The following is a 15282-nucleotide window of genomic DNA, read 5'->3' on the forward strand; positions in this document are numbered from 1 at the left end:
CAGGCGCAGGTCGGTCGTGACGATGGCGGGCAGCGTCAGCTTGAGCGTCTCGGAGCCGCCGTCGACTTCGCGCGACACGGTCACCGAGTCGGCGGTCAGTTCGACCTTCGAGGCGAACGTGGCCTGCGGCAGGTCGGCGAGTGCGGCCAGCATCTGGCCCGTCTGGTTGCAGTCGTCGTCGATGGCCTGCTTGCCCAGGATCACCAGGCCCGGCTGCTCCTTGTCGACCAGCGCCTTGAGCAGCTTGGCCACGGCCAGCGGCTGCAGTTCGGCGTCGGTCTCGACCAGGATGGCGCGGTCTGCGCCGATGGCCATCGCGGTGCGCAGCGTCTCCTGGCACTGCGTGACGCCGCACGAGACGGCGATGATCTCGCTGACGACGCCCTTTTCCTTCAGGCGCACGGCCTCTTCGACGGCGATCTCGTCGAACGGGTTCATGCTCATCTTGACGTTGGCGATGTCGACGCCGGTGCCGTCCGACTTCACGCGAACCTTCACGTTGTAGTCGACGACGCGTTTCACGGGCACCAGAACCTTCATGACGCAGAACTCCTCAGGCAATTGACGTTAACGTAAACGGAATACGGGTTGATTCTAGGGTGAGTCGACCCCGGGGTCCGCGTCCGATTCGGATTATCCAAGAATAAAACGAACGATCGTGCTATTTTAGATCAAGCACTCCAGGATTCCAATAGACTTGCGGCAATGTCGCGCCAAGCCCACCCTGTTTCCATCTCCGCTTCTGCCTCGCCGCGACCCGTGCGCATCGGCATCTTCGACTCCGGCGTCGGCGGCCTGTCGGTCATGCAGGCGATCCGTACCCGCCTGCCGCACGCCGAGCTGCTGTACGCCGCGGACACAGCCTACGCCCCTTACGGCGACCGCAGCGAGGAATTCCTCTGCGACCGCTCCGAGCGCATCGCGCGCTTCCTGCGCGAGCAGGGCGCGCAGATGATCGTCGTCGCCTGCAACACCGCCACCGCCGCGGCCGTCGCGCGGCTGCGCGCCACCTGGACGACGCTGCCGGTCGTCGGCGTCGAGCCCGGCGTGAAGCCCGCGGTGGCCGTGAGCGCCGCGCACCGCGTCGGCGTGCTCGCGACCACGCGCACGCTCGCGAGCGAGAAGTTCCGCCGCCTCGCCGAGGCCCACGCCGACGGCGCGACGCTCGTGCTGCAACCCTGCCCCGGCCTGGCCGACGCCATCGAGGCCGCCGATGCCCAGGGCAGCGGCCTGGACGTGCTCGTCGATCGCTACTGCGCCCCGCTGCGCGACGCCGGCGTCGACGTGGCCGTGCTCGGCTGCACCCACTATGTCTTCGCCCGCGAGCTGTTCGAGCGCGCGCTGCCGGGCGTGCGGCTGATCGACACCGCCGACGCCGTCGCCCGCCAGACTGCCCGCTTCGCCGACGAGCTCGTCGAACGTGGCGAGGCCGATGCGAGCACCTCGAACGAGCCCGCGCTGCGCGCGTGGAGCAGCGGCTCGCCCCAGGTGCTCGCGAACTTCGCGCGACGCTGGCTGGATCTGCGCGTGGACGTGCAGGACATGCACTGCTGACCGTGGCGGCGTCGAGTACGCGGCCGTCGACGACGATGCGCCCGCTTCGCGGCGCGCCGCTGGCGTGCTGCATGTATTGCCTGGTCACCGGCGTGCCGCGCACCGAGGAGCACCTGATCCCGCGCGCGCTGGGCGGACGCGCCACGCTGCGCGACGCCGTCTGCGAACCGTGTCGGCGCATCACGGGCCGCCTGGAGCAGGCGACGCTGGATCGCGAGTTCGTCGTGCCGAAGACCTTGCTCGCGCTGAAGCGGCGGCGCGCCCGCGGCAAGGGCCCCAGCCGCCTGCCGCCGGTGACGTTGGCGGGCGACGACACGCCCTCCACGCTCACCGCGGACGCTTTCCCACGCATCTTCTCGTTAGCGGCGTTCGAGCCGGCCGGATTGCTCGCCGGCATCGATCGCGCGAACACGCCGCCTCGCACCGACTTCGTCGACTGCCGCCTCGACCTCGGAACGCCGACGAGCCACACCATCGCCGCGACACCCCCGCTGCCCGACCCGACCGCCTACGCCTGGGCCATCGCCAAGTGGGCCTACGCACTGGCGGTGGCCGAGCGCGGGTTGCAGGCCTGCGACACGCAGGCGCTGCGCGACCTGATGCTGGGCCGGCGCGACGATGTCTTCGCGTTCGTCGGCACGCCGTCCCCGCGCGCGGGTGCGTCACGCGAGTGGCTGCACGATTTCGCGGTTCGCGCGAACGGGCCGTGGCTGGCGGTCACGCTCGCGTTGTTCGCGTCGGCAGGCATGACGCCATTCGAGGTCGTCATCGGACGACTGCTCGAACCCGCCGCGTGAATCGAAGACACTGCCTTCCTCGGCCACGTCGTGCCTGCGCTTCCACCCACGTCCACCATGTCCCCCTGCAACCGAACCACGGGCCTTCGTCGCAGTGCGGCCCTCGCGGCGCTGTGCCTCCTGGCAGGCGTCGCCGCCGCGGCGCCCGCCGCATCGGCCGCCAGCGCCGAACCGGCCGGCACCGATGCGATCTTCCGCCCCGTGTTCACGACGCCGCAGGGCGCGCTGGAGGCGGGCACGGTCTTCGTCGCCAGGCTGGACCGATGCAAGGAGCCCGTCCTGCTGACCGCGAAGCACCTGTTCGGCCCGGGCGGCGGCCTGGCCGAAGCCATGGCGCCGGACGACATCCGCCACGGCGTCTCGCGTGTCGAGCTCACGGGCTTCGGACGCGGCGCCAAGCACATGCTGTTCGAGCTCGGAAGCCTCACGCCCGACGGGTCGCAGGCCTGCTGCCAGGGCCAGGCCATGCACGACGTGGGCGACGTCGCGGCGTTCACGGCTCCGGAGCGTCTCGGCTCTGTCGCCCTGCAGCTCGCGACCGCGCCCGTCGTGCCTGGACAACACGTGACGCTGCTCGCCGAAGTGCTCGCCCCCGCGAACGCCGGCCTGCGGCACGGCGCGGTCGTGCTGGGCATGCACGACGGTTTCCTGATGTACAAGTTCGACGACCCGACGCTGAACCTGCGCGCCACCAGCGGCGCGCCGGTCGTCGACGATGCGGGCAGGGTCGTGGCGATCAACCTGTCGAGCGGGCACACGCTGCGCAGCGACCCCGCCGCGATGGTCGGCGGCGGCAATCCGGTCGCCGCGTGGGGTGACGCGGTCGGCGCGCTCTGCCGTTCGCACTGAGCCCCCGAGAACGACGGCACGATCTCGACCCACGCCGCGCGATCGGTGATGCAAACTCACCGCATCGCATCTCGAACCCACCCTGCCCAACATGTACTTCGAGATCCCGGGTTCCAACGTGCGCGTGCTCGGCGCGATGCACATGGTTCCAGCCGGCACGCTGGCGGCGCCGCCCTGGGCGATCGAGGCCTGCGACTGGTGCGAGGCGCTCGTGCACGAGCATTCGAACGACGACGCCGCCTGGATGGTGCGCGCCGACCGGCCGCTCAGCAGCGTGCTCGCCGCCGACACCTGGCACGCGATCGAGGCCGCCGTCGCCAGCGAGCGACGGCGCGCCGTCCTCGAGGGCCTTCGCCCCTGGGCCGCGGCGATGCACCTGACCGTCTGGGCCCAGCAGCTCGAACTCGGAGCCGAGCCCACGGTCCTGCAACGCGGCCTGGCCGACGGCAAGCCGCTCGACGTGCTGGAGACCGTCGCGGATGTGCGTGCCGCCTTCGATTCGGTGCCGCTGCGCGAGGTCGAGAAGGTCATGATTGCCTGCCTGCACGACATGCCGCAGGCACAAGACCGCCTGCTGCGCCTGCACGCCGCGTGGCTGGCCGGCGATCGCGCAGCGATGCACGCCAGCGCGGCCGACTCGCCGATGGGCGCCTCCGCCGCGATGTGGGAGGCCGGCGTCCTGCGCCGCAATCGGGCGTGGGGGCTGAAGCTGCAGCCGTTGCTGAAGACGGACAAGCGCACGCTGGTCGTGGTGGGCCCGCTGCACCTGTGCGGGCCCGGCAGCCTGGAGGCGTGCCTGGGCGTGAGCTTCCGGCGCGTCTGAGCCTTGGCAAGCCCGCGTCGGGAGCAGCGAGCAGGATCAGCGCGACTGTCGCCGACGCAAGCCAACGCCCACGGCAAGCAGCCCCGCCATCAGGAGCGCGTAGCCACTCGGCTCCGGTACCGGCGAGGTGGTGATCGGGCCCGTTCCGCCGGCATCGGAGGCGTGGAGGTTCGTCAGATAGACCGCGCTGTCCAGTTCCTGGTCGTTGACATCGCCAACTTCAAAGTACAACGTGTGATCGCCGGCTGCCAACGTCCCCGTCGTCGTGGTCAGCACGCCGATCAGGCCCTGGGGGCTCGTGAAAGCCGTGCTCGTGTCCGCAGTCGTCAGCGAGGATGCAAAGCTGCTTCCAACCTGCACGGGATGGCCGGTGGCGTCGAAGACGATCTGATTGCTCGCCGACGTGCCGTCGAGAAAGGTCATGAACGCGTCGGTGAAGTCGTCCACGAAGTCGGGATACTCCATCGAGCCGAACACGAAGGAGAAAGCAACGGCGCTCGCGGTGGGAAGTGTGAAGTCGACTCTGAGAGCCGCGACATCGAAGCCCGCCGTGAAATTCGTGACGTTCGCAGCACCGTAGGCGTTGTATTCGCTGGTGCCGCCAGAACCTTCTTCCGTGCTGAGGACGTCGCCGGGGATGGGATGTTCCGTGTCCTTGACATTGCCCGACGACAGCACGACGCCGTTGCCAAGCGTGATCACGGACCCATTGAAGCCGGAGTAGGTGCCGAACTGGGCGGCAGCACCATTGGTCACGGTCGAGGAGTTGATCGTCAAGCCGGAGCCTTGCAGCGCGCCTCCGAGCACCGTCGACGACGTGGATTGCGTGACGCTGATGCCGGCTTGCGCCGACTGACTCACGAGGCTTGCGAACAGAAAGGCGGCCGAGGCCAAAGCCAACGGTGCAGGATTGTGGAATGGGCGCATGGGTTACCTCCTGGAGAGTTCTGAACACGCATCACGACGTGCCAAGGCGACGAAGTGCTGCAACGCAGCAGGTGTCTGGAAGCAGCACGGTATCCACAGCGTCCTGACGCGGAAACCCCTAGTCCGCGTCCCAAGTTCGTGGGCGGCCAGCGCGGCTCGGGGTGGGATCGCTGTGACGGCGGCGATCGTGGCGGCGACCAGGTCCAACGCAGTCGTGTCGGTCTTCGACGGGTTGCAGTGGGCGCGGGCGGCCGCTCTTCCTCGTAGAAAGCCGGGCTCGTGTTCTTGCGCGAGCTCACGCGACATCGACCATGGTGCCCCGGGGCGGACTCGAACCGCCATGCCCGTGAAGGCGCGGGATTTTAAGTCCCGAGTGTCTGACCAATTTCACCACCGGGGCGCCCGCGCATTGTGGCAGCAGCAAGACGCCAGCCTGGTCCGCCGATTGCCCCGGCGACTCGACGTCTGGCCAGGGAGCGAGCGATGGATTGGCATTGCATCAACTTCACGCGCGGCAGCCCGCAGGAAACGCAGGCCGCGGATCTCGTGCTGGCGCTCGAGGACGCCTACGACAGCGCGGGCGAGCCCGCGGCGGCCGAGGTGTTCCTGTCCCGAGGCGCCGTCGGCGACTACGCGTTCTACCTGTCGCCCGAGGCGGCCAGCATGGCGCCAGGCGTGCTGCAACGTTTTCATGCGGTGATGTGCGACCCGCCGGCCGACCTGCATCGCTGCACGCCGATGCGGCTCTGAGCGCCCGCGCGTGGCCGCGATAATCGCGCGCCATGCACACCCCGCCACCCGACGAATTCTTCCTGGCCTGGATCCGCGGCTGGGCCCTCACGCGCGAAGTCGCCCCGCCCGTTGCCCACGCCGACGGCTTCCACATCGCCGTGGGCCTGCCCAAGCAGGCTGCGCGCTACGTGTTCCCGTCCCCGTCGCCGGCGATCGCCGACCTGGGCGGGTCGATCACGCAGCCCTGGGTCTACATCAAGGCCTGCGCGAGCTCCGAGCAGCTGCGCGCATTGCTGCCCGATCGCTGGCGGATCGACGACCTGCACTACCTGATGAACTGCGACGCGACCCCGTTTCCGCACGGCGGCGAGCTGCCGGCGGGGTACCGAATGGAAGTCGAGGACGCGATGGCCGGGGCGGGTCGCGGCCACGTGCGCGTCGTCGCGCCGGACGGCACGCTCGCCGCGGCGGGCCACGTGGCGCTCGGCGAGCGGCTGGCGACCTACGACCGCATCGTCACCGAGCCGGCGCACCAGCGGCGCGGCCTCGGGCGTGCGGTCATGTGCAGGCTGCAGGCGCTCGCGCGCGCGCACGGCCGCAGCGAAGGCGTGCTGGTGGCCACCGAGCAGGGCCGCGCCCTCTACGAAGCGCTCGGCTGGCGCCTGCACTCGCCGTGGGCGGGCGCGGTGATCCCGGGCCCCGACACGGACGCCTGATCAGCGCAGCAGCGCGATGCAGAACGGCACGGTCACCAGCGACAGGATCGTCGTGACGAACATGACGCGCGACGCCCGCGCCACGTCGCGGCCGTAGAACTCGGCCAGCATGAACGGGCCGGTGCCGGTGGGCAGCGCGTTCAGCAGCACCGCGGTCGTCGCCCACACCGGTGACAGCGCGAACACTTCGATGGCCAGCAGCGCGCAGATCGCGGGCAGCACGACGAGCTTGGCGACGACGATGGGCGTCAACGGCGCGGCGCTGCTGCCCGCCGGCGCCGGCTGCGCGAGCAGCGCGCCGATCGACACCAGCGCGCACGGCCCGGCGGCGCCGGCCAGCAGCTCCAGGAGCCGGTGCGGCGCCTGCGGCATCGTCCAGCCGCTGGCCGACCACGCGCCGCCCAGCACCGTGGCCACGACCAGCGGATTGCGCGCCACGGCCTTCGCGGCCTTGGCCATCGACGCCAGCGGCCGCGTGTGCGAGGCGGCACCGAGCTCCAGCATCACGATGCCCACCGCGAACAGCAGCACGGCGGTCAGCAAGGTGGCGATCGTCGCGGGGATCAGCGCGTCCTTGCCGAGCAGCAGCACGCTCAGCGGAATGCCGATGAAGCCGGAGTTGGCGTAGGTCGCGCCGAAGCAGTCGAGGCAGCGGTCGGCGAAGGGCTGCGACTTCGGCAGCCACCAGAACACGAGCGCGAAGGTGGCGATCATCGCGCCCGCATACGCCACCACGTACTGCGGCTGCCACAGCTGCCGCCACGACGAGCCGGCGATGCCCTCGAACAGCAGCGACGGCAGCGCGAGCCAGACGACGAACGCGGTGAGCTCGCGCGCCGCACCCGCGCCGAGCAGATTGCGGCGCCGGAGGAACCAGCCCAGGACGATCAGCGCGATAAGCGGGAAGAAGCTGTCGACGATGGCGGTCATGGCTGGCGGGCGGGATGCAGCGCCGATTCCAACACAGGCCGCGCCACGCCGGGCGGCGCGGGCGGCCGCTCAGCTCAACGCGCGATCCACAGTGTGAACGTCACGCCGCCAGCGGCTGCCTCGAATCGTTGGCTGCGGTGTCGGGGCCCGCGTCGGACGCGGCGTCGGTTGGCGCGGGGCCGCGCGACGCCTTGCGGGCGCGCCGCCACCCGAGGACGGCCATCGTCAGCGCGAGCCCGCAGGCGCCACCCGCGACCGCCCAGGCCGTGCGACCTCCGGACTCGGCCCCGGCATGCGCGGTGGACAGGCTGTCGCCCAGCAGGTCCTGTGCCTTGCCGATGTCGGCGGCCAGCTTCGCGACGGCGCCGGCGCCGACCTGGTCCTTGCCGATCTCGAGCGCGTAGTCGGCCGTCAATACCCTATCCCGTATGCGCAGCGACTTGCGGAGCCTGAAGGCGTCGTTGCTGACCGTGCGCTCGAGCGTGCGGTCCGGCCAGGCCTGCGGCAGCTGCACGCGCAGCTCCTCGCGCACCGCCTGCGGGCCGTGCAGCGACAGCGGCATCGTGCGGATCGGCTCGTCGGGCGCGCGCAGCTCGTTGTCGATCTCGGGCACGTGCAGCGCGGCCTGGCGCGCGCCCTGCCCGTCCGCCGGCCAGAAGTTCTTGACCGCGTAGTGCTCGGTGACGACGACCGTGTTGGCGCGCGTGTCGTCGCTCACCTCGAACGGCGCGGCCACCTGGATGCCGGCGTAGCTGCCCGCGTAGAAATTGAGGTAGCGGCGCTGCAGGTCGGCGCGCTCGCCGTCGCCCAGCTGGTCGCGCATCATGTCGGCGGAGAAGCCGCGGTACGTTGTGCGCACGTCGAGCCTGACCGGCTGGTCGAAGCCGGCGCGGCTGTCGACGTCGATGCGCACCTCGCGCGAGTGCGCTGCGGCGGTGTTGGCGCGCATGGCGGTCAACGCGGCGCTGCGGCCATCGAGCACCAGCGCCCGCGCGTAGTCGGGCTGCGAAACCGTCGCCAGCGTGCCCTGCTGCGGCGAGCGCGTCGGGTCCAGCCAGTAGTCGGCGCCATCGACGCGCACGCGCGTGATCGCGTGGTCGAACGAGCCGGCGTTGGGCAGGTCGTGGGCAATGTCGCCGTGCCGCTCGGTGTTGACCAGCGCGGGGCTCGCGTCGACGCCGAGTGCGCGCAGCATCGTCACCATCAGCAGCGCCTTCTCCTTGCAGTCGCCCCAGCGGCGCGCGTAGACGACATCGGGCGCGCTCGGCGCGTGCGTGCCGGCGCCGATCTCGACGCCGAGGTAGCGCACCTGCTGCTGCACCAGCCGCAGCACCGCGACGACGCGCGCGTCGGCGTCGGGCGACTGCCGCGCGATGTCGTCGACGGCCGCCTGCAGCGCGGGGCTCAGGCGCGCCGGCGCCTGGTAGAGCCGCTCGGCCCAGCGCGCGACGTCGCCCCACGACGCGAAGTCCGACCACTCGATCCAGGGATACGGGTTGTAGTCGCCCGGGACGGAGGCCTCGACATGCAGGCCCGGCACGTCGACGATGTCCCAGGTGCGCTCGTCGAAGCCGTCCGCTCGCGAAACCTGCGGCGCCGCGGCGCCAGTCAGTTGCGCGACGCGCAGGTCCAGGCTCGTCGCGCTCGACAGCCGGCGATGCAGGTGCGCGACGGGCACCTGCCATTGCATGTCGAAATCGCCGACCTGGTGGCCCTGGAAGACCGGATTCATGCCGCTGCGCGTGTAGGCGAATTCGACGATGTCGCCGACGCGGATGTCGGGCAGGTCCAGCGCGACCGACTTGCGGCCGTCGTAGATGCGCGACTCGAGGTCGCGCTCGCGCTGCAGCACCTTGACCCGCACGTCGCGCAGCCGCGAGACGCGCTTGCCGCCGCGGATCACGTCCAGTTGCGAGATGACCACCGTCTCCCAGCCCGGGTCGACCTCGATCTCGCGATGGCTCAGGTCGTCGATGCCCTTGTCGGTGACGGCCTCGCTGACCACGTGGTGGAAGCGGGCGCGCGAGCCGGGTGCGAGCCGCACCTGGTCGTCGATCAGGTCGTAGCGCGTGCCGTAGGCGACGTTGGCCGCGTCCGCCTGCGGATGCGCGGCGGAGTCGAACGGCACCGGCTTGACCCACGCGGGCGTCGGCCCGATGCGGTAGTCCGCCGCCGAGGCCGCGGCGGCCGTCAACATCGCTGCGACGGCCAACGCGACCCGTTTGCCTGCAATCATCGTTCTCCCTCCGAAGCCCATTGCGCGCCCTTTGGACGGGCGTCGTGCGAGTCGATATTGTCGCCGCCGGGCCTGGCAGAACGAATGAGGGCGCGCCCCTCCCCAAAAAGGGTGGGCGCACCGCAGGCAACGCGTGCGTCAGGCGGTCGCGGGATCGCTCAGGCGCGGCTTGCCGTTCTCGACGCGGCCGGCCAGGCGGCGCAGGAAGGCCGCGCTCTGCTCGCAGGTGACCGACAGGTCGTACCAGCCGTAGGTCTCGTCGACCGACCAGCGGTCCTCGATCACCTCGCCCGGCGACAGGCGGTAGTGGCGTGCCGGCTGCTTCGAGTACGCGTTGGCCGCGACGGTGAGCCTGACCGTCGTCTCGCCGTCGTTGGACAGCCGCAGCCGCAGGCAGTCGTCGCCGAAGCCACCGTGCTCGGCGCGCACTTCAGGCGCGATGGCCGAGCGGACCGCGGCCGCGACGGCGTCACCCGCGAAGTGGCGATGGAACGCGCCCGGGCCCGTGACGACGAAGTCGTACACGCCGTTGGCGGGCACCGTCGTCCACGTGTCCTGCAACTTCTTGCCGGACTCGACCGTGTACGTGCGCGGCGCGTCGGCGCTGCCGGCCACGGCCACGCGGAACACGGCGCCGCGGTCACCATGGTTGGCGAAGACGAGCTCGAACGTGCGGTGCCTGGCGTCGATCTTGCCGTGCGTGGCGAGGTTGTAGGGCAGCGCGCGCGACCACTTCAGGCCCGACTCCTGCTTCGGCATCGCCTGCACCGTCGGCGGGATCGGCACGTAGCTGTCGTGGCGCCTGGCGTCCGGCGGCGCGTAGCCGGCCGTGCTGGGCAGCTTCGGCACCGCGTCGTTGGGGCTGGCGAAGTTGAAGGCCGACACCAAGTCGCCGCAGACCGCGCGGCGCCAGGGCGTGATGTTGTGCTCCTTGCCCGCCGCGTTGCCCACGCCGAAGCGCTGCTCGATGAAGCGGATCAGCGACGTGTGGTCGAACACCTCCGAGCAGACCCAGCCGCCGCGTGTCCACGGCGAGACCACGATCATCGGCACGCGCTGGCCCAGGCCGTACGGGCCGGCTGGATACGTCGCGTTGCCGGCGAAGAAATCGTTGGTCAACGGCACGGTCGACAGGCCCGCGGTGGGCGTCGGGGGCACCACGTGGTCGAAGAAGCCGTCGTTCTCGTCGTAGGTGATGAACAGCGCCGTCTGCGCCCACAGCTTCTCGTTGGAGGTCAGGATCTCCAGCACCTGCGACGTATACCAGGCACCGTAGTTCGGCGCCCAGTTCGGATGCTCGCTGAAGGCCTCCGGCGCGACGATCCACGAGACCTGCGGCAGCGTGCCGTTGGCGACGTCGGCCTTGAGGATGTCGAAGAAGGTCTGCGCCGGATCCGCCAGCACGTTGGTGCCGGTGAGCGCGCCTTGATGCAGCGGCGAGCCGGGCAGCGCGTTCTGGTACTGGTGGAAGTACAGCAGCGAGTTGTCGCCGTAGTTGCCGATGTAGGGGTTGTCGGTCCAGCCCCAGAAGCCGGCCGCGTTCAGGCCGTTGCCGACGTCCTGGTAGACCTTCCACGTCACGCCCGCGGCCTGCAGCAGCTCGGGATAGGTTGACCAGCCGTAGCCGGCCTCGGCGTTGTCGACGACCGGGCCGGCGCCCGAGCCGTCGTTGCCGACCCAACCCGTCCACATGTGATACCGGTTCGGGTCGGTCGGGCCGAGCAGCGCGCAGTGATAGGCGTCGCACACGGTGAAGGCGTCGGCCAGCGCGTAGTGGAACGGGATGTCGTTGCGCGTGAAGTAGGCCATCGTGTTGGTGCCCTTGGCCGCGACCCACTGGTCGTAGCGGCCGCCGTTCCAGGCCTGGTGCGTGGTCGTCCAGTCGTGCGGCGTGCCGTCGAGGAACTGCAGGCCGAGGTTGGGCGCGGTCGGATGGAACGGCAGCAGCTCGCCGCCGTTGTTAGGCTGGTGCCACACGGCCTTGCCGTTGGGCAGCGCGGCCGGACGCGGATCGCCGAAGCCGCGCACGCCCTTCATCGCGCCGAAGTAGTGGTCGAACGAACGGTTCTCCTGCATCAGGATCACGATGTGCTTGACGTCCTTCAACGTGCCCGTCTCGCGGTTGGCGGGGATGGCCAGGGCCTTCTGGATGAGGCCGGGGACGCCGTTGGCGCCGACGGCTCCGGCTGCGGTGGCGTAGCGAAGGAAGTCGCGGCGATTCGAATCTGTCATTGGGAGGTGCTCCTGATGCGTTGTGAGAGTGGCGCGCACCGTCCGTCGAGCAGATGCCCCCGGGACGTATCGCACGCCGCAAGAGAGGCTAGGAAGCGGCGGTGTCAGCGGGGTGACACGGGCATGTCCCCCCTAACTTCGACTTGCCGCAAGCTGTCGTAACGGCCGCTTACCTGCGGGACCGTGCCTCCCGACACGCGGTCGTCACATCGCGTGAAGAAGATGCGGCGAGGTCGAGAGCGAGGCCGCGCCGCGCACCGCTTTTCGTCCTGCGCGAACAAACAAACATCCGGAGCAGACAGCCATGAAGAAACTCGTTCTCGCCGCGTGCATCGCGGCCTCGATCGCGGGCGGCAGCGCCCAGGCCGCCCAGGGCCGCGTCCCCGAGGGCATCCCGTCGCTCGACCACGTGTTCGTGATCATGATGGAGAACCACGCGTACGGACAGGTCGCGGGCAACCCGCAGGCGCCCTTCATCAACGCGATGATGGCCAAGGCCAACGTCGCGAAGAACTACTTCGCCATCGCGCACCCGAGCCTGACCAACTACCTCGAGGTCGTTGGCGGATCGAACTTCAACAACCTGTCCGACCAGTATCCCGACTGGCACAACGCCGCCTGCCTGCCCAACATCGCGCCGGGCCGCCCGACCAACACCGACAGCCCCAGCACCGGCCTGATCTGCCCGATCTACGGCCGCGGCAACGACGCCGCCACCCCCGCGCTCGACATGACGATGAACGAGACGTCCGCGCCCCCGCTGGCCAACCTCGATGGCGTGCGTTCCATCCCCGGCAGCAACAACATCGACGGCATCACCATCGCCGACCAGCTGGTGCGCGCCGGCAAGAGCTGGAAGAGCTACCAGGAAGGCCTGCCGGAGATCGGCGCCGACGGCGTCAACGTCAGCGACGGCTTCTACTCGGCCGGCGGCAAGAACGCCGCGGGCGTCAACGTGACGTCCAACTTCGCCGCGCTGTCCACGCCCGGCAACCCGGTGTCGGCCGACAACATCGTCTACCTGTACGCGGTCAAGCACAACCCGTTCGTGTACTTCAAGTCGGTGCAGGAAGGCAACGAGCCCGAGCTGAGCATGCGCCGCGTCGCCTCGTTCGAAGGCCAGCACGGTTTGTACGCCGACCTGAAGGCCGGCACGGTGCCGAACTTCTCGTTCATCGCGCCGAACCAGTGCAACGACATGCACGGCCGCGGCAACGGCACCGCGTTCTGCAACTACGACGCCGACGACAACGGCACCCAGACGGGCCTGAACCCGTCGCTGATCCTGCAGGGCGACCTGGCGCTGCAGCGCATCGTCACCGCGATCAAGGCCTCGAAGGTGTGGGAGGAGCGCAGGAGCGCGATCGTGATCCTGTGGGACGAGAACGACTACAGCACGCACACGTCCAACCAGGTCGTGACGATCGTCGACACGAACTACGGCACGCACCGCACCGCGAGCACGAAGTACTACAACCACTACTCGCTGACCAAGTCGCTCGAGAGCGCCTTCAACCTGCCGTGCCTGAACCACGCCTGCGACGCCAACGTCGACGTGATGGCCGACCTGTTCAAGCAGTGAGGCCACGTTCCGCGAGCCACGCGCTCGCGCTCGCGCTGGCCTGGTTCGCCGCGTCCGCGCAAGCGGTCGCGGCGGACGTCGTCGCGCCGCCCGCCTTCGATGCCCGCAGCACCGACGCCGCGCCCTGCGGCGTCGGCGTGCCGCCGCCCGGCCACGAGATGCCCGAGTTGCGTCCCGGCCCGACGGGCGCCACGCTGACCGTGCGCCAGGACGGCGCGCGCCTGTGCTACGTCGCCGACGGCGTCGCGGATGCGCCCGTCATCCGCGCGCGCCAGGGCGAGGCGCTGACGCTGACGCTGCGCAACGAGATCGTCGACCCCGCGCAGATCGAGAGCGCGATGACGCCGGGCACGCTCAAGATCGCCAACGCACCGGTGCCCGCAGCAGCGGGCACCTACAAGGTCGTGCCGGGCATGCATCACGCGGCCACCGGCGCGACCAACCTGCACGTGCACGGCTTCGCGGTGCCGCCCGTCGCGCCGCAGGACGACGTGCTCACGGTCTGCACCGACCCGGCGGTCGGCCCCGCCACCTGCGGCCGACGCGCGTTCACCTACCGCTACCGCATCCCCGCCGCGATGCCCGAGGGCCTCTACTGGTACCACCCGCACATGCACGGCGAGGTTCAGGCGCAGATGCTGATGGGCCTGACCGGCGCGATCGTCGTCGAGGGCCCGGAGCACGACGCGCGCCGCGCCGCGGGCGTCGTCGAGCGCGTGCTGGTGGTGCGCCAGACGCAGGACCAGGACGCCGGCAAGACGCCCGCCTCTTCGATGACCGCCGCGTCACCGGACGCGCACGCGCCACGCGGTCGCGCGGCAGCCGGCAACGCCGTCGACACCGCGCACGAGCTGCTGTGCACGTCCAACGCCGGCATCGACCAGATCAGCCTCAACGGCACGCCCATCCTGCTCGGCGACGTGCCCGACACGGCGCTGGCGCGCTACGAGATCGCGCCGGGCACGCGCCAGTTCTGGCAGTTGCTCAACGCCGCGACCGACGCGTTCCTGAACCTCGACATCGAGGACGAGCAAGGCCATGCGCTGCCCCTCGAGATCGTCGCCCGCGACGGCGCGCCGCTGACGGACGACGCGGGCCGCCGCCTGCATCCGGCGCCGACGACCGAGCCCCAGTCCGTGCCGCCGGGCGGGCGCATCGAATTCCTCGTCGCCGCGCCGCCGACCGGGGTCAAGGCGTATCTCGTCACGCACGCGATCGACACCGGCTGCGCGGGCGACCGGCTGCCGGAACGGCGGCTGGCCGTCGTCGTGGCGAGCGGCGTCGCGCCGCAGCCGGCACCGACGATCGCGCCGGTCGCGACGTCGCCGCCGCTGTTTGCCGGCGTGCTCTCGCGCAAGGTCGACCGCAGGCGCACGATCGCGATGGCCGAGTACCCGCGCCCGGGCACCGCCGACCAGACGGACTTCTACATCGTCGAGCGCAAGCCCGGCGCGGTGCTGCGCCCGTACAGGATGGGCGATGCGCCGACGATCACCGTGAAGGCCGGCACGACGGAGGAATGGGTGATCGAGAACTGGACCAACGAGCTGCACACCTTCCACATCCACCAGTTGCATTTCCGCGTGCTCGATGTCGACGGCCAGCCGTCGGCGGCACCGGAGCTGCTGGACGTCGTCGAGATCCCGTACGCGACCGCCACCGGCTACCGCAGCAAGCAAGGCCCGGTGCGGCCGGGGCGCGTGCGCATCCGCATGCACTTCCCCGCCGACCTGGCGGGCGATATCCCCTTCCATTGCCACTTGGTCGATCACGAGGACAACGGCATGATGGGCGTTCTGCGCATCGTCAGGGCCGGCAGCGCGCCGCCGCCGCCGAGAGCGATGCCGATGGCCATGGACATGCCTCCGGTGCCACGACACTGACACGAGAGCGGCGCAGGCTGG

At 70.3% G+C, this 15282-nt stretch carries 13 protein-coding genes and 1 tRNA gene; 8 read left to right on the forward strand and 6 right to left on the reverse strand.

The window, feature by feature from the left end; translation table 11 throughout:
- A partial coding sequence (locus tag LPC04_RS15725; RefSeq protein WP_275683209.1) for an electron transfer flavoprotein subunit beta/FixA family protein occupies window positions 1–540 on the reverse strand: 540 nt, incomplete at its 3' end.
- A 219-nt stretch (window positions 541–759) separates the two neighbouring features.
- Here LPC04_RS15725 and murI point away from each other — a divergent pair.
- From murI to LPC04_RS15745, 4 genes are all read left to right on the forward strand, one after another.
- Window positions 760–1554: a glutamate racemase gene (gene murI / locus LPC04_RS15730; protein WP_275683210.1), complete on the forward strand. Its 795-nt coding sequence runs from the start codon at window positions 760–762 to the stop codon at window positions 1552–1554.
- 35 nt (window positions 1555–1589) lie between these two features.
- Window positions 1590–2351: a hypothetical protein gene (locus LPC04_RS15735; protein WP_275683211.1), complete on the forward strand. Its 762-nt coding sequence runs from the start codon at window positions 1590–1592 to the stop codon at window positions 2349–2351.
- A gap of 57 nt (window positions 2352–2408) precedes the next feature.
- Window positions 2409–3200, forward strand: coding sequence for a hypothetical protein (locus tag LPC04_RS15740; protein WP_275683212.1), 792 nt, complete (start codon window positions 2409–2411; stop codon window positions 3198–3200).
- Window positions 3201–3291: 91 nt separating this feature from the next.
- Window positions 3292–4023 (forward strand): TraB/GumN family protein, encoded by a 732-nt coding sequence (locus LPC04_RS15745; protein ID WP_275683213.1) that lies wholly within the window; start codon window positions 3292–3294, stop codon window positions 4021–4023.
- Between the two features lie 36 nt (window positions 4024–4059).
- Here the strand turns inward: LPC04_RS15745 and LPC04_RS15750 are convergent, their stop codons facing one another.
- Entirely contained in the window at window positions 4060–4950 is an 891-nt protein-coding gene (locus LPC04_RS15750) for a choice-of-anchor L family PEP-CTERM protein (protein WP_275683214.1), read from the reverse strand.
- Between the two features lie 312 nt (window positions 4951–5262).
- A tRNA-Leu gene (locus LPC04_RS15755) sits at window positions 5263–5350 on the reverse strand.
- A gap of 83 nt (window positions 5351–5433) precedes the next feature.
- Between LPC04_RS15755 and LPC04_RS15760 the strand changes: the two genes are divergently transcribed.
- The gene (locus LPC04_RS15760; RefSeq protein WP_275683215.1) at window positions 5434–5700 is read left to right on the forward strand and encodes a hypothetical protein; all 267 of its coding nucleotides are present in this window, start codon (window positions 5434–5436) and stop codon (window positions 5698–5700) included.
- Window positions 5701–5732: 32 nt separating this feature from the next.
- Complete coding sequence (locus tag LPC04_RS15765; RefSeq protein ID WP_275683216.1) at window positions 5733–6398, forward strand: GNAT family N-acetyltransferase; 666 nt, start codon at window positions 5733–5735, stop codon at window positions 6396–6398.
- Here LPC04_RS15765 and LPC04_RS15770 read toward each other — a convergent pair whose 3' ends face one another.
- The 3 genes from LPC04_RS15770 to LPC04_RS15780 form a co-directional block, all read right to left on the reverse strand.
- The gene (locus LPC04_RS15770) at window positions 6399–7328 is read right to left on the reverse strand and encodes an AEC family transporter (protein ID WP_275683217.1); all 930 of its coding nucleotides are present in this window, start codon (window positions 7326–7328) and stop codon (window positions 6399–6401) included.
- Window positions 7329–7428: 100 nt separating this feature from the next.
- On the reverse strand, window positions 7429–9564 hold the full coding sequence (locus LPC04_RS15775; protein ID WP_275683218.1) for a DUF3857 domain-containing transglutaminase family protein: 2136 nt from the start codon (window positions 9562–9564) through the stop codon (window positions 7429–7431).
- A gap of 138 nt (window positions 9565–9702) precedes the next feature.
- Entirely contained in the window at window positions 9703–11796 is a 2094-nt protein-coding gene (locus LPC04_RS15780; RefSeq protein ID WP_275683219.1) for a phosphocholine-specific phospholipase C, read from the reverse strand.
- Between the two features lie 304 nt (window positions 11797–12100).
- Between LPC04_RS15780 and LPC04_RS15785 the strand changes: the two genes are divergently transcribed.
- A complete protein-coding gene (locus LPC04_RS15785; protein ID WP_275683220.1) occupies window positions 12101–13378 on the forward strand; it encodes an alkaline phosphatase family protein in 1278 nt (425 codons plus the stop codon).
- Entirely contained in the window at window positions 13375–15261 is a 1887-nt protein-coding gene (locus LPC04_RS15790) for a multicopper oxidase family protein (protein ID WP_275683221.1), read from the forward strand. Before LPC04_RS15785 ends, LPC04_RS15790 begins: the two co-directional genes overlap by 4 nt.
- The last annotated feature ends 21 nt before the right edge of the window (window positions 15262–15282 follow it).

This window comes from Scleromatobacter humisilvae, from assembly GCF_023231945.1.
Classification (GTDB): domain Bacteria; phylum Pseudomonadota; class Gammaproteobacteria; order Burkholderiales; family Burkholderiaceae_C; genus Scleromatobacter; species Scleromatobacter humisilvae.